16 protein-coding genes are annotated in these 14,797 nt (G+C 69.0%); 8 read left to right on the forward strand and 8 right to left on the reverse strand.

Translation table 11 applies throughout. The annotated features are described in order from the left end of the window. Positions 1-53: 53 nt before the first annotated feature. Positions 54-932: a serine hydrolase gene (locus ACGFH6_RS36670; protein ID WP_393393692.1), complete on the reverse strand. Its 879-nt coding sequence runs from the start codon at positions 930-932 to the stop codon at positions 54-56. Continuing rightward, positions 929-1,810 (reverse strand): LysR family transcriptional regulator, encoded by an 882-nt coding sequence (locus ACGFH6_RS36675; protein WP_393393695.1) that lies wholly within the window; start codon positions 1,808-1,810, stop codon positions 929-931. Before ACGFH6_RS36675 ends, ACGFH6_RS36670 begins: the two co-directional genes overlap by 4 nt. A gap of 117 nt (positions 1,811-1,927) precedes the next feature. Between ACGFH6_RS36675 and ACGFH6_RS36680 the strand changes: the two genes are divergently transcribed. After that, positions 1,928-2,854: an MBL fold metallo-hydrolase gene (locus tag ACGFH6_RS36680; protein WP_393393697.1), complete on the forward strand. Its 927-nt coding sequence runs from the start codon at positions 1,928-1,930 to the stop codon at positions 2,852-2,854. Here the strand turns inward: ACGFH6_RS36680 and ACGFH6_RS36685 are convergent. Beyond that, positions 2,844-3,593 (reverse strand): GNAT family N-acetyltransferase, encoded by a 750-nt coding sequence (locus tag ACGFH6_RS36685; protein ID WP_393393700.1) that lies wholly within the window; start codon positions 3,591-3,593, stop codon positions 2,844-2,846. The two genes, ACGFH6_RS36680 and ACGFH6_RS36685, sit on opposite strands and share 11 nt — an antisense overlap. Positions 3,594-3,645: 52 nt before the next feature. After that, entirely contained in the window at positions 3,646-5,055 is a 1,410-nt protein-coding gene (locus ACGFH6_RS36690) for a PLP-dependent aminotransferase family protein (RefSeq protein WP_393393702.1), read from the reverse strand. 74 nt (positions 5,056-5,129) lie between these two features. Here ACGFH6_RS36690 and ACGFH6_RS36695 point away from each other — a divergent pair, with 74 nt between their 5' ends. Genes ACGFH6_RS36695 through ACGFH6_RS36705 form a run of 3 tightly spaced genes read left to right on the forward strand, consistent with a single transcriptional unit; the run spans position 5,130 to position 7,306 of the window. After that, positions 5,130-6,416: an FAD-binding oxidoreductase gene (locus ACGFH6_RS36695; RefSeq protein WP_393393704.1), complete on the forward strand. Its 1,287-nt coding sequence runs from the start codon at positions 5,130-5,132 to the stop codon at positions 6,414-6,416. A gap of 16 nt (positions 6,417-6,432) precedes the next feature. Continuing rightward, the gene (locus ACGFH6_RS36700) at positions 6,433-6,798 is read left to right on the forward strand and encodes a DUF1622 domain-containing protein (protein WP_393393706.1); all 366 of its coding nucleotides are present in this window, start codon (positions 6,433-6,435) and stop codon (positions 6,796-6,798) included. Positions 6,799-6,805: 7 nt separating this feature from the next. After that, on the forward strand, positions 6,806-7,306 hold the full coding sequence (locus tag ACGFH6_RS36705) for a tetratricopeptide repeat protein (RefSeq protein ID WP_393393708.1): 501 nt from the start codon (positions 6,806-6,808) through the stop codon (positions 7,304-7,306). A 6-nt stretch (positions 7,307-7,312) separates the two neighbouring features. Here ACGFH6_RS36705 and ACGFH6_RS36710 read toward each other — a convergent pair whose 3' ends face one another. Next, positions 7,313-7,780 (reverse strand): rhodanese-like domain-containing protein, encoded by a 468-nt coding sequence (locus tag ACGFH6_RS36710; RefSeq protein WP_393393711.1) that lies wholly within the window; start codon positions 7,778-7,780, stop codon positions 7,313-7,315. 94 nt (positions 7,781-7,874) lie between these two features. After that, positions 7,875-9,758: a Na+/H+ antiporter NhaA gene (nhaA, locus tag ACGFH6_RS36715; protein WP_393393714.1), complete on the reverse strand. Its 1,884-nt coding sequence runs from the start codon at positions 9,756-9,758 to the stop codon at positions 7,875-7,877. A 152-nt stretch (positions 9,759-9,910) separates the two neighbouring features. Between nhaA and ACGFH6_RS36720 the strand changes: the two genes are divergently transcribed. Continuing rightward, on the forward strand, positions 9,911-10,615 hold the full coding sequence (locus ACGFH6_RS36720) for a GAF and ANTAR domain-containing protein (RefSeq protein WP_393393717.1): 705 nt from the start codon (positions 9,911-9,913) through the stop codon (positions 10,613-10,615). A gap of 2 nt (positions 10,616-10,617) precedes the next feature. Here the strand turns inward: ACGFH6_RS36720 and ACGFH6_RS36725 are convergent, their stop codons facing one another. Continuing rightward, positions 10,618-11,448 carry an oxidoreductase gene (locus ACGFH6_RS36725; protein ID WP_393393720.1) on the reverse strand — a complete coding sequence of 277 codons (831 nt, stop codon included), beginning with the start codon at positions 11,446-11,448 and terminating at the stop codon, positions 10,618-10,620. Positions 11,449-11,535: 87 nt separating this feature from the next. On the opposite strand from ACGFH6_RS36725, the gene ACGFH6_RS36730 reads away from it, so the two are divergent. The 3 genes from ACGFH6_RS36730 to ACGFH6_RS36740 all read left to right on the forward strand — a co-directional run bounded on the left by ACGFH6_RS36730 (position 11,536) and on the right by ACGFH6_RS36740 (position 14,202). Next, positions 11,536-12,087, forward strand: a complete 552-nt coding sequence (locus ACGFH6_RS36730) for a TetR family transcriptional regulator (protein WP_393393723.1) — start codon at positions 11,536-11,538, stop codon at positions 12,085-12,087. Between the two features lie 261 nt (positions 12,088-12,348). Continuing rightward, positions 12,349-13,488: an ROK family protein gene (locus tag ACGFH6_RS36735; protein ID WP_393393726.1), complete on the forward strand. Its 1,140-nt coding sequence runs from the start codon at positions 12,349-12,351 to the stop codon at positions 13,486-13,488. Positions 13,489-13,524: 36 nt separating this feature from the next. Beyond that, the gene (locus ACGFH6_RS36740) at positions 13,525-14,202 is read left to right on the forward strand and encodes a GNAT family N-acetyltransferase (protein ID WP_393393729.1); all 678 of its coding nucleotides are present in this window, start codon (positions 13,525-13,527) and stop codon (positions 14,200-14,202) included. Here ACGFH6_RS36740 and ACGFH6_RS36745 read toward each other — a convergent pair. Continuing rightward, positions 14,146-14,688 (reverse strand): CGNR zinc finger domain-containing protein, encoded by a 543-nt coding sequence (locus ACGFH6_RS36745; RefSeq protein ID WP_393393731.1) that lies wholly within the window; start codon positions 14,686-14,688, stop codon positions 14,146-14,148. The genes ACGFH6_RS36740 and ACGFH6_RS36745 overlap by 57 nt on opposite strands. Between the last annotated feature and the right edge of the window lie 109 nt (positions 14,689-14,797).

Raw genomic sequence — 14,797 nt, forward strand, 5'->3', positions numbered from 1 at the left:
GGTGTGCCCGGTCGTCGAATTGAGTGGACACCTCCTGTCGAGCTGCACGGAACCTAACGGAGCAGATCGACGGCGACGCGCGCGGCCTCGCCGATCGCGGCGTCGACCCGGGGCTGGCGGAAGTCGCCGCGAGCAGCAAGCGTGAACACGGCGATCGCGTAGGCAGCACCGCCCGGCAGGGTGACCACCCCGACCTCATGCCGCAAGGCTCCGAACGTCCCGGTCTTCCCCGCGACGCGTACGCCGTCGTGCGGGAAGCCGGACGCCAGCCGGTGCATGAACAGTTGCCGATGCATCGTCGTCCGGACGAACGCCGTCTGCTCCTCCGAGAGCAGCTCCCCCGTCCACAACCGCCGCAGCAGTGTCGTCAGGTCGCGCGGGCTGCTCGCCGACCCGTTCGCCGCCTCATAGACACCTACCGGATCGGTCCGATCGTTGTCGGCCAGTACGGCGAGCGCCGCGTCCGGATCGTCCGCCCCGGTCCGGCGTTGCAGGTCACGCAGGTTGCCCGCGGTCCCCCGTCGTACCCAGGTTCGCTTCAAGCCGAAGGACTCCAGGAGCTCCGCCAGCCGCTGCAGACCGACCACGTCCAGCAGCGCATCGGCGGAGGCGTTGTCGGACACGGTCATCATCGACACCGCCAGGTCCCGCAGCGACATCGTCACCGGGTCCGCCAGGATCGACACCCCGGTCGGTCCTGGTGTCCGCGTCGACGGGTCCAGTGTCAGCTGCCGCCGCGGATCCACCTCGCCCAGATCGACCAGCCGGCAGAAGCCCGCGAGCAACGGCACCTTGTAGACCGACGCCATCGGGACGACGGTGTCCGCGTCGACCTCGACCTCGACCGTCGAATCCGGCGAGTCGAGCGCGACCGCGTGCATCCAGCCGCGAACGCCGGCGTCCTCGAAGACCGCGCGGATCCGGGCGCTCACGACGCCACCATCGCATCGGTCAACTGAGCCATCACGTCCGCCGGGCGGAGGAACGGCGTACGCGTCCTGGACCACACCAGGCGAAGACGGACCGGCAGCGGATTGTCGACAAGGCGATGCCTGCCGACCCCGGGCGCCGTGAGCGAAGGGTCGGCGGTCACCACGATCGCCTGGCCCGCGGCCGCCATCGCGAGCCCGGCCCGCTCGTCGGTGACCACGACCGTGCCGCCGTCCGGCCGATGCAGCGCGAGCGTGTCCAGGAACAGATCCCGAGCCGCCGGCGCCTCGGCCCGCGGCCGGACGGCGATCGGCACCCCGGTCAACCGCCGGAGCGCGACCTCCTCCCCGTCGTTCGCACCGAGTGCCTTCGGCGCGAGGGCCCACGTCGGCAGCAACGTCACCGGCCCAGCCTCGAGCCCGTCGAGTACGGCGGGATGCAGTACGGCGGCCAACGTCAACCGGCCCGCGGACACCTGACCCACGAGCGAACTGGTCGGCGCGGAAACCACAGTCACCCGGCTCCCCGGAATCGCTGCACCGCAAGCCGCGGCCACGGCGGCGCCGGCCGACGGCGGGACCTCCGGCGCCAGCCCGAGCCGGATTTCGGGACCTTCTGGATCACGCGACACCGCGGCCTGACGCAGTTCCTCGATCGAGGTCAGCGCGCGGCGCGCGTACGGCAGCAGCGCCGCGCCGGCCGGCGTCAGTTCGACCCGGCCCTGCCCGCGCTCGAACAGCTTGGCGCCCACCAGCGCCTCCAGCCGGCGCAGCCCCTGCGACAGCGGCGGCTGGGTGATGCCGACGACCCGGGCGGCGTCGCCGAAGTGGTGCTCCTCGGCCAGCGCGATGAAGATCTGCAGATGCCGCTCGGTCAGCATTGACCCAGCTGACCTGCGGCGATATCTCCAGACAATCGATTCATGCGCAAGAGCATATTCGACAACCTCCGACACCATCGCCTTGACTGAAGCCCCAGTACGACGAGAGGAGACAGCGTGAAGGTGAGTCGTCGAGGCATGCTGGCCGGCGCGGCCGCGGCCGGAGCCACCGGAGTCATCGCCATGGCCACCCGCAGCGAAGCGGCACCAGCAGTGAGCGCACCCACGGACCGGACGCCGGTCGAGTTCACCTGGCTCGGCACCCACGCGTGGCAGATCCGGTGCGCCGAGCACATCGTGCTGACCGATCCGTGGCTGACCCGCTTCGAGACCGGGACGTTCACACCGGAGGGCGTGAACCCCAAGACCAAACTGGTGATCGACGAGGCCGTGATCGATCGCCACCTCACCGCGGCCGACGCGATCCTCGTGCACCACGGGCACTACGACCACCTGGCCGACGTACCGTACGTCGCGCGGAAGACACAGGCGACGGTCCTCGGCACCCAGTCGCACGTCAACCTGCTGCGGGCGATGCGGACGCCGAAGGACCTGCTGTCACCCGTGCGCGGCGGTGAGTACCTGGCGTTCGACGGCTTCACCGTCGAGGTCTTCCCCTCACTGCACTCCTGTGGCGGGAAGCGGCACGACTACGCCTTCGCGGGCTACCGCCTCGACGCCGTACCGCCCCGGCCGCGGGTGATCGAGGACCTGGTCGAGGGCGGCACACTCGCGTACGTGATCACGATCGGCGGCCTGCGCATCCTCAGTCTGAGTACGGCGAACTTCGACCCGAACGCACTGCGCGATCTCGAGGTCGACGTGGTTTTGGCCGCACCCGGCGGCGAGCCCGGCATCACCGACCGGCTGCTCCGGACGATCAAACCGGTGCACACGGTGCTGGCGACGCACTGGGACGACTTCGGCAAGCCGCTCGATCAGCCGGCCGTACCGTGGACCGACCTCACCCCGCTGCGCACCTCGGTCGAGCGCACCGGGGCGAAGTTCGTCGTCCTGGAGTTGCTGGCGAAGGTCACGCTCTGACGCGGTAGTGGTACTGCGAGACCGTCCGGAAACCGAGGCGGTCGTAGAGGGCCCGGGCCGCGGTGTTGGCCTCGACGACACACAGGAAGACGCGCTCGACACCCCGGTTCGTTGCCTCCTGCAACAAGGCGCGGATGACGGCGCGGGCCAGGCCCTGGCGCCGGAAGCCTTCGTCGACGGCCAGGCAGTAGAGGCCGGCCCAGTCGTCGACGAGCGCGAGCCGGCCGATCGCCTTGGCGTCCTCGGCCGCACCTGGCAGGACGGCGTAGAGCGCACGGCCGCGCTCGAGGATCTGCTGGGCGGACGCCTGCTCGGCCGGACCGCCGCCGCGACCGTCGACAGCCCACCAGCACTTCATCCAGCGATCGCTGGGCACCGAGGAAATATTCACGTCGGCGTCCGGCCCGGGGAGCTTGGCGAGTACGTCGGCGATCTCGGCGCACTGCACCAGCGTCGGGTTCCGGACCTCGTAGCCGCGCGTCTCGAGCCGGGCGTCCAGGTCGGTCGGCTGGGCCGCCGGGCTGATCTGGAACGACGGCGTGATGCCGTGAGCCTGGTACAGGTTTTCCACGTAGTCCAAGGCTTTTCCGAGGTCGAACGGCGCACCCGCGGGCAGCACCGAGTTGGCTCGGAGGGTGACACCGTCGTTGCGTCGGACCAGCCAGCCGTCCAGCTCGGTGCTGTGCGCGGCGGGCCAGCCCTGGTTCATCAGGTTGTCGATGCAAGCAGCGGTTATCACCCGTCCGAGCCTAGAACCAATCGGATCAAATTGCAACCGAATGGAAGTTTATTCATCGACTGCGTAAGGACCCGATCGCGTCCGCGAGCAGGTCGATGCCCTCGACAACAGCCTTCTGGGTCAGCCCGCCGTACCCGAAGACCAGTCCGGCCGGTCCCGGCGACGCGACCCAGTACGGCGTCAGTCCATAGACGCCGAGACCGCGTTCGAGCGCCGCCGCCTGGACGTCGGCCTCGGTCAGATCCGGTGGCAGCCACGTCATCACATGCAGGCCGGCCGAGATCCCGACCGGCACCAGCTCGGGCAGTCGCGCCGCGAGCCGGTCGACCAGCGTGTCCCGCAGCAACCGGTACCGCGGCCGCATCCGGCGCAGATGCCGGTCGAACTCACCGCGAGCCACGAAGTCCGCGAACGCCAACTGGTCGAACACCGGCGACCCGCGGTCGTCCATCAGCTTCGCCCGTGACATCGGCTCGACCAGCCTGGTCGGCAGGATCAGCCAGCCCAGCCGCAACCCCGGCGCCAGCGTCTTGCTCGCCGTACCGGCGTACGCGACCCGGTCCGGCGCGAGGCCCTGCATCGCACCGATCGGCTCGCGGTCGTAGCGGTACTCCGCGTCGTAGTCGTCCTCGATGACCAGCCGATCGCCCTCGGCGGCCCACGCCACCAGCGCCGCCCGCGTCTCCGCCGACGCGACCGCGCCGGTCGGGAACTGGTGCGCGGCCGTCACGAGGACGACGTCCGCCCCCGACCGATCGAGCGCGTCCACGTCGATCCCCGACTCCAGCACCGGTACGCCGACCGCCTCGAGACCGGCCGCTCGAGCCACCTCGCGCAGATCGTTGTCGGACGGATCCTCGACCGCCAGACAGCGATAGCCCTGCTCGGCAAGGACCTGCAGAAGCAACCGCGATCCCTGCGCGAAGCCGTTGCAGATCATCATGTGTTCCGGGCGGGCCGCCGTACCGCGGACTCGATTGAGGTAGTCGGCGAGTGCCGTGCGCAGCTCGATCGTGCCGCGCCCGTCGAGATAGGCGAGGCTCTGGTACGGCGTCTCGTTCAGGACCCGCCGGATCGAGCGGAGCCACGCGGCGCGCGGGAACTGCGAGACGTCCGGACGGCTGTAGCGGAAGTCGATCCGCGGCTCCCCGGCCGGCGTCGCGACCGCGCCGTCCGGCTCGACGATCTCCACCGGCGCGACCTGCGTGTAGCCACCACCCCGGCTGACCAGATAGCCCTCCGCGACCAACTGCTGATAGGCCTCGACCACGACGCCACGTGACAACCCGAGGTTGTCCGCCAGCGCGCGGGTCGATGGCATCACGGTGTCCGCGCGCAGCAGGCCCTCGCGGATGCGAGCCCGGATCCCGCCTTCGAGCTGCTGGTGCAGCGGCACTCCGGCATCCCGGCGGAGCTCGACCAACAACTCACCGGCGCCCGAACTGGTCCTGATTCGGCTCACGAAACTGGACCTTATCGGAGTACCGCTTCGCTGTCAGGGTGGTGGACACAACCCGCTGCGAAGGAGCCAGAACGATGACCACCCTGCTACGCGCCGGCGACGCCGGCTACGACGAGGCCCGCACCGTCTGGAACGCGATGGTCGACCGTCGCCCCGCCGTGATCGCCCGGTGCCACGACACCGCCGACGTGGTGGCCGCGGTCCGGTTCGCGCGGACGGCCGGACTCGAGATCGGGGTCCGCTGCGGCGGCCACAACATCGCCGGTCTCGCCGTACCGGACGGCGGCCTGATGATCGACCTCACGCCGATGAACGCGGTCCGGGTCGATCCGGAGCGGCAACTGGCCTGGATCCAGGGTGGCGCCTTGCTGGGCGAGCTGGACCGGGCCGCGCAGGAACACGGCCTGGCGACGACCGCGGGCAACGTCTCGCACACCGGCGTCGGCGGCCTGACCCTCGGCGGCGGGATGGGCTGGCTGGCCCGGCAGTTCGGTCTCGCCTGCGACAACGTGGCGTCGTACGAGGTGGTCACGGCGGACGGCGAGGTGGTTCGCGCGAGTGCCGAGGAGAACCCGGAGCTGTTCTGGGGACTGCGCGGTGGTGGCGGGAACTTCGGGATCGTCACGTCGTTCGAGTTCCGCCTGCACCAGGTCGGGACGCGGGCGCTGGTTGCCGAGTTCACCTATCCGGCATCGGCAGGTTTCCATGTCCTGCGGGGCTGGCGGGAACTCAACGCGAACGCACCGCGGGAGGCGACGTTCACCGCGACCATCAAGGCGGACACCGTCACCGTCGGGTATGTGTGGGTCGGGAAAGGCGGCTACAACCTGCTGCCGGCGTTCCGTGCGCTGGGTCCTGTGCTGCATGAGTCCATCGAGGAGATGCCGTACCTGACCTTGCAGAGTCGGGACGACAGCGTGCAGGGACACCGCTACCGCCGCTACTGGAAGGGCCACTACTTCAAGGCGTTGCCGGATGAGGCCATCCGTGCGTTGTTGCAGACACCTGGTGTGGCAGCGAGCCTGCAGGCGTACGGCGGTGCGATCGCCGACGTACCGGATGAGGACGCGGCGTTCAGTCACCGGGACACGCTGTTCGAGTTCGTCACCGCGACCCGGTGGGAGGACCCGGCGGAGGACGAGGCACGGATCGCCCAGCTGCGTGAGTACGCCGCGACGCTGGCGCCGTACGCGAACGGGGCCTACGTGAACACGCTCAACGGTGACCCGATCGGCCGTGCGTTCCCGCCGGCGAAGCTGGCCCGGCTGGTCGCGCTCAAGACGGCGTACGACCCGGACAACGTCTTCCACCTGAACCAGAACATCCGGCCCGGCGAGGCAGCCACCACGGCGGCCGCCTGACTGGTACTTGTGGACGGTGGACTTCGAGGCCGTGTTCGCCGACGTGGCGCGGGTGATCGAGGGCGCCGGCGTGGTCATCATGGCGATCGGCCTCGCGGTCGTCCTGATCCGCTACGTGTACGACGTGCTGCACCACGGCACGAACACCTACCAGCGCCTGCGCGTCAACCTCGGCAGGGTCATCCTCCTCGGCCTGGAGATCCTGATCGTCGGCGACATCATCCGCTCGATCATCGTCGACACCTCGGCCCAGTCCGTCCTCGTCCTGGGCCTGATCGTCCTCATCCGCACCGTTCTCAGCTTCGCCCTCGAGGTCGAGATCTCCGGCTCGTGGCCCTGGCAGCAACGCCGCACGCCGGAGGTCCCGCCGGACGCGGCATGATGGAGTGGTGACAACAGAACTGACGCCGGAGCTGGCCGCGACGATCGAGGAGGCGTTCGCCCGGCGGGACCGGTCGAACATGCAGCCGACGATCGACTTCTTCGAGCGGTTGCTGACCGAGCATCCGGGCAACCCGTACGTGCTGTACGAGGTCGGCGGGTCGTACGACACCGACGGGCAGGAAGCGAAGGCGATCGAGTACTACGAGCGCGCGCTGCCCGGGTTGAGCGGGGAGACACGACGCAAGTGCCTGCTGCAGTACGGCAGCACGCTGCGCAACCTCGACCGGTTCGACGACTCGCTGGACGTGTTCAAGAAGGCCTGCGCGGAGTTCCCGGAGTCGGACTCGCTGCGGGTGTTCAAGGCACTCACCCTCCACGCGGCCGGACAGAAGGACAAGGCACTGGCGTCCTTGCTGCTCGTCATCGCCGACCGCGTGGACAGCGCGGAGATCAAGCGCTACGAGGCCGCCATCCGCGGCAACGCGGACTACCTGGCCGGCCTCTGAGCCCGGTCAGCAAGCGCAGGCGATCCCGAGCGGTGCGGTGAGCGGATCGGTCGCCCGGCGTTCGATGCCGTCGGCCGTCTCGACCGGCAGCCCTTCCCGGGTCCAGTACTCGAACCCACCGATCATCTCCTTCACCGGATACCCGAGCCTGGCGAACTCCAGCGCCGCCTTGGTCGCCCCGTTGCACCCTGGCCCCCAGCAGTACGTCACCACCGTCACACCGTCGGGTACGACGGACGCCGCGCGGGCAGCGATCTCGCGGGTCGGCAGGTGGACCGCGCCGGGCACGTGACCCTGGTCCCAGCTCTCCTGGCTGCGGCTGTCGATCAGCACCCAGCCGGGGGCCCCGACACCGATGTCCGCGGCCACGTCGGAAACGTCGGCCTCGAACGACAACCGGCCGGCGAAGTGCGCGACTGCGTCGTCGCGCCCGGCAGCGGGCGTCTGCAGAACAGCCGAGGTCAGAACGGTCATGGCGGGCTCCTTAATGCTCATGGGAGCCACCAGCGTCAGGCATCCGCGCCACCCCGCGAAAGTGGCAGAAATGCCCTAGTACCACAAGATCCAGTCAGTCCCGGCGGCTGATCTTCGCTCGCGCCCGGGCCACATGGATCGCCGCCTTCAGCGTCTCCACGTCGTACGCGCCATAGTGACGTTGACCGTTGATGAAGAACGTCGGCGTCCCGGAGACACCGCTCAGATCTGCCGACTCCACGTCCTGCGCGACCCGGGCTGCCGCCACATGCCGCTTCACCTCGTCGTGCAGCCGGTCCGTGTCGAGTCCGAGCTGAGTGGCGTACCCGATCATGTCGGCCGGCTGCAGCTTGTCCTGGTTCGCGAGCAGCAGGTCGTGCATCTCCCAGAAGGCACCCTGGGCGGCCGCCGCCTCCGAGACCTCGGCCGCGATCTGTGCCCGCGCATGCACGTCACTCAGCGGCAGGTGACGCCACACGTATCGCAGGTCGTCGTCCAGGAGCAGGTCGCGGACGATGGGCTCCGCCATTCCGCAGTAGGGGCACTCGAAGTCGCCGTACTCGACCAGCGTCACCGACGCGTCCTGCGGACCGCGGATGTGGTCGCGTTCGGGATCGACCGGGTCGATCAGGTCGACCAACTGCTCCGCGTCGCCGAGGAGCGCCAGCGCCTTCTTCGGTGGCGACAGCAGCTTCGCGGTCCGGAACACCAGCCAGGTGAGGACAGACGCCACCACCACCGCCGACAGCAGGCCGAGCTTGGCCTCCACCAACTCCTGTCCCTCGAAGGCAATCGTTGCTATCAGCAATGACACGGTGAAGCCGATGCCGGCGATGGTGCCGCTGCCGATCACGCCCGCCCAGCCGACCTGCGGGCGGAAGCGGCCGCCGGTGGCGCGGTCCAGCAGCCAGGACACACCGGTCACCGCGACCGGCTTGCCCACGACGTACCCGATCAGGATGCCGAGCGTGATGGGCGCGGTGTACGCGCGGCCGAGGAAGTCCAGGTCGATCGGGATGCCGGCGTTGGCCAGGCCGAACAACGGGACGATCAGGTAGCTGGTCCACGGGTGATACAGGAACTGCAGGCGCTCGTTCGGTGAGATCGTCGCGGTCAGTCCGACCGTCGCGGACCGCGCCAGTTCGGGCGTCGGCTGCTCACGGAACAGGCGGACCAGCCCGGTCGCCTGCTCGAGTTCCTCACGTCCCGGTGTGTACGCCGTCGCCGTCAGCCCGATCGCGAGTCCGGCGACGACGGGGTCGACGCCACTCGTCAGCAACGCGGCCCACATGACCACGCCGAGTACGACGTACAGCCAGGCGATGCGGACGCGGTAGATGGCGAGGATCAGGACGATGGCGAACGCGACGATCGCCGCCGCCAGCATCATCAGGTCGACGTTCTCGCTGTAGACGACGCCGATCACGACCAGTGCGAGGAGGTCGTCGACGACGAACACTGTCAGCAGGAAGATCCGGATCCGATCGGGTACGCCGCGGCCGACCAGGGCCAGCAACCCGAGCGCCAGTGCGGTGTCGGTCGACATCGCGACGCCCCAGCCGTGCGCGCCGTCGCCGCCCAGGTTGAAGGCGAGATAGATCAGGACCGGCACGATCATGCCGGTGACGCCGGCCAGCAGCGGCAGGACGAACCGGCTGCGCTCGCGCAGGTCACCGAGGTCGAACTCGCGGCGCGCCTCCAGCCCGACGACGAGGAAGAACAGCGTCATCAGACCGCTGTTGATCCACTCCCGCAGGTCCAGACTCAGGACGTTGTCCCCGAGGCCGACGGACAGTTCTGTCCGCCAGAAATCGTCGTACAGCTCGGGGGCGATATTGGCCCACAGCAGCGCGACCACGATGGCCGCGGCGAGGACTCCGGAGCTGCCCGCTTCGGTCCGCAGAAAGGCACGCATCGGTGCCGCGAACTCCCGCCGCCAGCTGGTCTGGCCGCTCAGCAGAGCGGAGAAGTCCGTCATGGGCTTCACTGTAGCGTTCTGGGTCCAGTGACCCAGAAAAATCTGTGCGGGGTCCGGCTAACATTTTCCGGCCAGGGGGCTGCATCATGTCTCCTGAGGATCACTCCAGCCACGGGGTGCCCGATGGCTCGCGCACGACTGGAGTCCCTGTGATGACCGATCAGGATCTCGCCGCGACGTCGGCGGACGCGTTCGCGCGTCTGGCGATCGAGCTGCACGACGCCCCGGGGGTGGACGAGACGGTCGATGCCGTCGTTCAGTTCGCCCTCCAGGCGCTCAACTGCACCTACGCCGGGGTCGCGCTGTACTCCCGTGGATCACAGGCGGAGATCGCCGCGGTCACCGATCCGGTCGTCAGGGACGTGTACGACCTGCAGCTCAGTTCTCAGAACGGTCCGTTGGTCACCGCGTTGCGGAATCGATCCACGGTCCTGATCCGCGACACCACCACCGCCGACGACCGCTGGCCGGAGTGGGCCGCGAAGGTTGCTGCCCTTGGGGTGCGTAGCGTGCTCGACGTACCGCTGGCCACCGGCGAGGCGGCTCGTGCGACCGTCGGTGTGCTCGGGCTCTACAGCCCGTTCCCGGATGCGTTCTCGGAGGACGACGAGGCGATCGCCCACATCCTTGCGCGGCACGCCTCCGTCGCACTCGCGTCTGCCCGGCACGAGGAGTCGATGGCGCAGGCGGTCGACGCCCGCAAGCTCGTCGGTCAGGCGATGGGGATCCTGATGGAACGCTTCGACGTCGACGGCGACCGTGCCTTCGCCATCCTCAAGCGCTACTCCCAGGACACCAACACCAAGCTCCGCGACGTCGCCCAGCAGCTGATCGACACCCGCAAACTCCCGCGGTAGCGCTACACCGTGGCGCCGGTCAGCCGGCTGATCAGCGCGTCGAAGACGCGGTCCGGGAGGACGCGGCGGAGCGTGATCAGGGGTTTGGCGCCGAAGCCAGCGGTGTAGCGGGTTCGGGGACGGCGGGCGGTGACGGCTTTGGCGATGGCGTCGGCGATGACTGTGGGCGGGGAGTTCCGGCGGGCGCTGGCTTCGGAGCTCATCGACGCGGCCATGGCGTCTGCTCGTTTGGCATAAGGACCGTCGGCGGAGACCTTGCGGAGGTTGCTCGCGGCAATGTCACCCCACTCGGTCTGGATGGCGCCCGGCTCGATCACGACCACGTCGATGCCGAAGGACTTGGTCTCCAGGCGCAGGCAGTCGCTGAGTGCCTCCAGTGCGAACTTGGTGCCGTGGTACCAGCCACCGAGCGGTGTGTAGATCCGGCCGCCCATCGAGCTGATGTTCACGATCGTGCCGCTCCGCTGCGCCCGCATCCCGGGCAGCACCAGCTGGATCAGCCGGACGGCACCGAACACATTCACCTCGAACTGGTACCGCGCCTCGTCCAGCGGCACGTCCTCGACGGCGCCGTACGACCCATAGCCGGCATTGTTCACCAGTACGTCGATGCGCCCCGTCTCACTGAGGATGCGGTCGACCCCGGCGCGCAGCGAATCGTCGTCGGTGACGTCCATGGCGATCGTCCGGATGCCGTCGGCGGCCAGCTTCTCCATCCGGTCGACGCGGCGGGCGGCGCCGTACACGACGTACCCGAGCGCGTCCAGTTTCCGCGCGGTGGCCTCGCCGATACCGGACGAGGCGCCGGTGACGAGGGCGATCCTGGCTGTCATGGCACTCCCAGGGGATAAGCTGAACGCTGGTTCACACTTATCATGAACCAGCGTTCACGATATTGCAACGCCCAGCCGAGGAGGCCCATGAGCCCGCGCGCCGACGCGGTCCGGAACCGGACGAAGATCCTGGACGCCGCCCGGGACCAGATCACCCTGCACGGACCGGACGCCGGGATGGACGAGATCGCCGCGGCCGCCGGGGTGGCCGTCGGCACGCTGTACCGGCACTTCCCGAACAAGACCGACCTGGTCAGCGCGGTCCTCACGGAGCACCTGGATCGCGTCGCCGACGACATCGAGGCGGCCCGGGAGCGAACGGCCGGCGGCGCCAGGGCGATGGACGAGATCCTCGGGCTGGTCGAGCGCGTACTGGAGGCATCCGCCACGGACCACGCGGTGAAGGCGGCGGCCCGCCTGCTCGGCGCTTATCCGACCGACGAACTCGTCGAAGATCGCACCGGCACGGCCTTCGCGGAACTGATCCAGGCCGCCAAGGACGACGGAGATCTGCACGCCGACGTGACGGTCCAGGACTTCTATCTGCTGATCAACACAGCCCCCACCGACCAGCCTCCGGCGGTGCGATCCCGGTGGCTCACACTGGTCCTCCCCGGCCTGACAACCCGCGGCCGCTGATCCGCCCGACGTTTTTATCCGTCCTGCGAGCCCTGGCCGGGGTTACTTTTCTGACAGCGTTGTCCCCGATCTTTTCCAGCCGGGTGGGTGCATACTTCGTAAAGAATTGGGTACGACGCCGTCGGTGCGTTCACCATTTCGAGGGGTGTGGACACCTACACGACGTTGGGTTGATCTCGACGCCGGGGCTTGTGCGGCCAGAACCGCGGACCGGGTCACGTCCCGGCGTCCATCCCCAGCGTGCGCGGTTACCCTGTCGAAATGGGTGAGTGGCGTCCGCTGACCGGACCGTCGCGGCAGGTCGCGTTGGAGATCCTGCTCGACGGGCCACTGTCGCGCGCCGAGTTGTCACGCCGCGTGGGCTTGTCGCCGGGCAGTCTGACCCGGCTGACCAAGCCAATGGTGGAGTCCGGTCTGCTGGTCGAGGTCGCCGGAGGACCGACGGACGCCCGTGTCGGCCGGCCGTCGCAGCCGCTCGATCTCGACCCCGGCGCACACCACTTCGTCGGCATCAAACTCACTGGTGACACGGCGATCGGCGTACTCACGACTTTGCGTGCCGAGGTGATCGCGAGTGCCGAGCGGCCGCTGACCGATCCGACGCCATCCGCAGTGGCTGCGCTCGTTCTCGCACTGACTGACGACCTCGCGCTCCAGGCGCCGGGGCCGATCACCGGGCTCGGCGTGGCTCTCGGCGGCCGGGTGGCGAACAGCTCCGAGGTCCGCTGGGGGCCGTACCTGAACTGGGTCGACGTACCGTTCGGCGAGATCCTCGCCGCCCACACCAGTACGCCGGTCGTGATCGCGAACGACCTGGTCGCGTTGACCGAGGCGACCCACTGGTTCGGCGCGGGCCGCGGCATCGACCGCTTCGTGCTGCTGACGATCGGCGCCGGGGTCGGGTACGGGCTGATTGTCCACAATCGGATCGTGGACAGCCCTGACACGAGCATCGGCACCATCGGCCACTACCCCCTGCTGCCGGACGGACCCCGCTGCGATCGCGGGCACCGCGGCTGCGCGATCAGCCTGCTGACAGTCAGCGCCATCACCGAACAGGTCGGTACCGCGCTCGGCCGGTCCGTCGACTACGAGGAATGCCTCGACCTCGCAGCCAAAGGTGATCCGGCCGCGAGCCAGGTGATCAGTCGGGCCGGCCGCGCGCTGGGCCGGCTGATCGCGGCTGCCGCGAACTTCACCCTGCCCGAACTCGTCGTCCTCGGCGGCGAAGGCGTCCGCCTGGCCGACGTAGCGCACGACGACCTGCTCGCCGGGCTCCACGCCGACCGGCATCCGTCCAGCGTGGAACTGCCGATGGTGCTCCAGCCGGCCGACTTCAGCGAGTGGGCCCGTGGCGGCGCGGTGGTCGCGATCCAGACCTTCGTGCTCGGACGTGAGTAACTGACTATCGCTTGATAAACAGTTACACTCCTCCGCATGGACGATCTCCTCAGGCGGTGGGTGGACGGCTGGCGACGATGCCGTGGGCTCGAGCCGGCGATCGAGTACGACGAGGTGTTCGCCGTCGTACTGCGGTTGCCCGGACGCGACCGGGAACTGTTCGCTCGCGCGGACGACCCTGCGGTCGTCGACCACCTGGTAGCGCAGGCGTCCGAGGGTGTCTGGCTGACTGTCACCACGCAGCACGGCGACGAGATCGCGCGGCGGCTCCGCGCGGCCGGATTGCAGACCTTCGCCGAGCAGAAGGTCTTGATGTCGATCGATCTCGCCGATCACCCGCAGCCGGAGCCACCGACGTCGTACGAACTGACGACGGAGACCGACGGATCACTGGAATACGTGCGGCTGCTGCACCACGGTGAGGTGGCGGCGCGCGGCCTGGTGGCGATTGTCGACAATGATGCGGTGATGCATGACATCCACACCGATCCGGCGCATCGGCGGCGCGGACTCGGCAGCGTGGTGATGGGCGCCCTCAGCCGACGAGCGATCGCCAACGGCGCACGGACCGGGCTGCTGATGGCCACCACCGAAGGCGTTCACCTCTACACGAAGCTCGGCTGGTTGCCCGAAGCAACGATGGTGACGGCGACCGGGTCAGGCGGTGCGGGCCCGGTGCGCGGCGACCTTGGTGCGGTTCTGGCAGGCCGTTGAGCAGAACCGCTGCGTGCGGTTCCTGGTCGCGTCCAGGAAGAGGTCCTCGCACCGCTCCGCCTCGCACCGACGAAGGCGATGGACGTCGTCACTGCCGAGCAACATCGCGACGGCGGTGGCGAACTCGGCCAGCCAACCGGTCGCCTCGGACGCGTCCGGACCGGCGAAGTGCAGGTGCCACGGTGCGCCCTCGTCCCGGACGAGCTGCGGCGCGGCCTTGGTTACCCGGAGTAAGTTGTTCACCCGCTCGACCGCGGGATCGAGCTCCGGCAGCCGGCTGAGGGCGTCGTACAAGGTCTTGCCGCCGGAGGCGTACTCCGCGGGGTCCGGGGAGCCGATGCGGTTGGTGGTCAGCCGCAGCACACTGGCAACGGCTTCCGTTGAGGGTGTGGTCGCGGGCCGTCCCTGACGCCAGGCGGGGCCGAAGGTGTTCGCCAGCGCGATCGCCGCGAGGAGCGATGCCTTCAGGTGATCGGTGGCCTCCACTCGTCCATTATGACGAGGCAGGTCAGCCCAGGGCATGCCAACTCGTACTACCAGAGTCGTACGCCCGGCCCGGGCAACATCGTTCCTTACTCCGATGATCCTGATGGTT

The organism is Kribbella sp. NPDC049227, from assembly GCF_043197265.1.
Lineage (GTDB): Bacteria > Actinomycetota > Actinomycetes > Propionibacteriales > Kribbellaceae > Kribbella.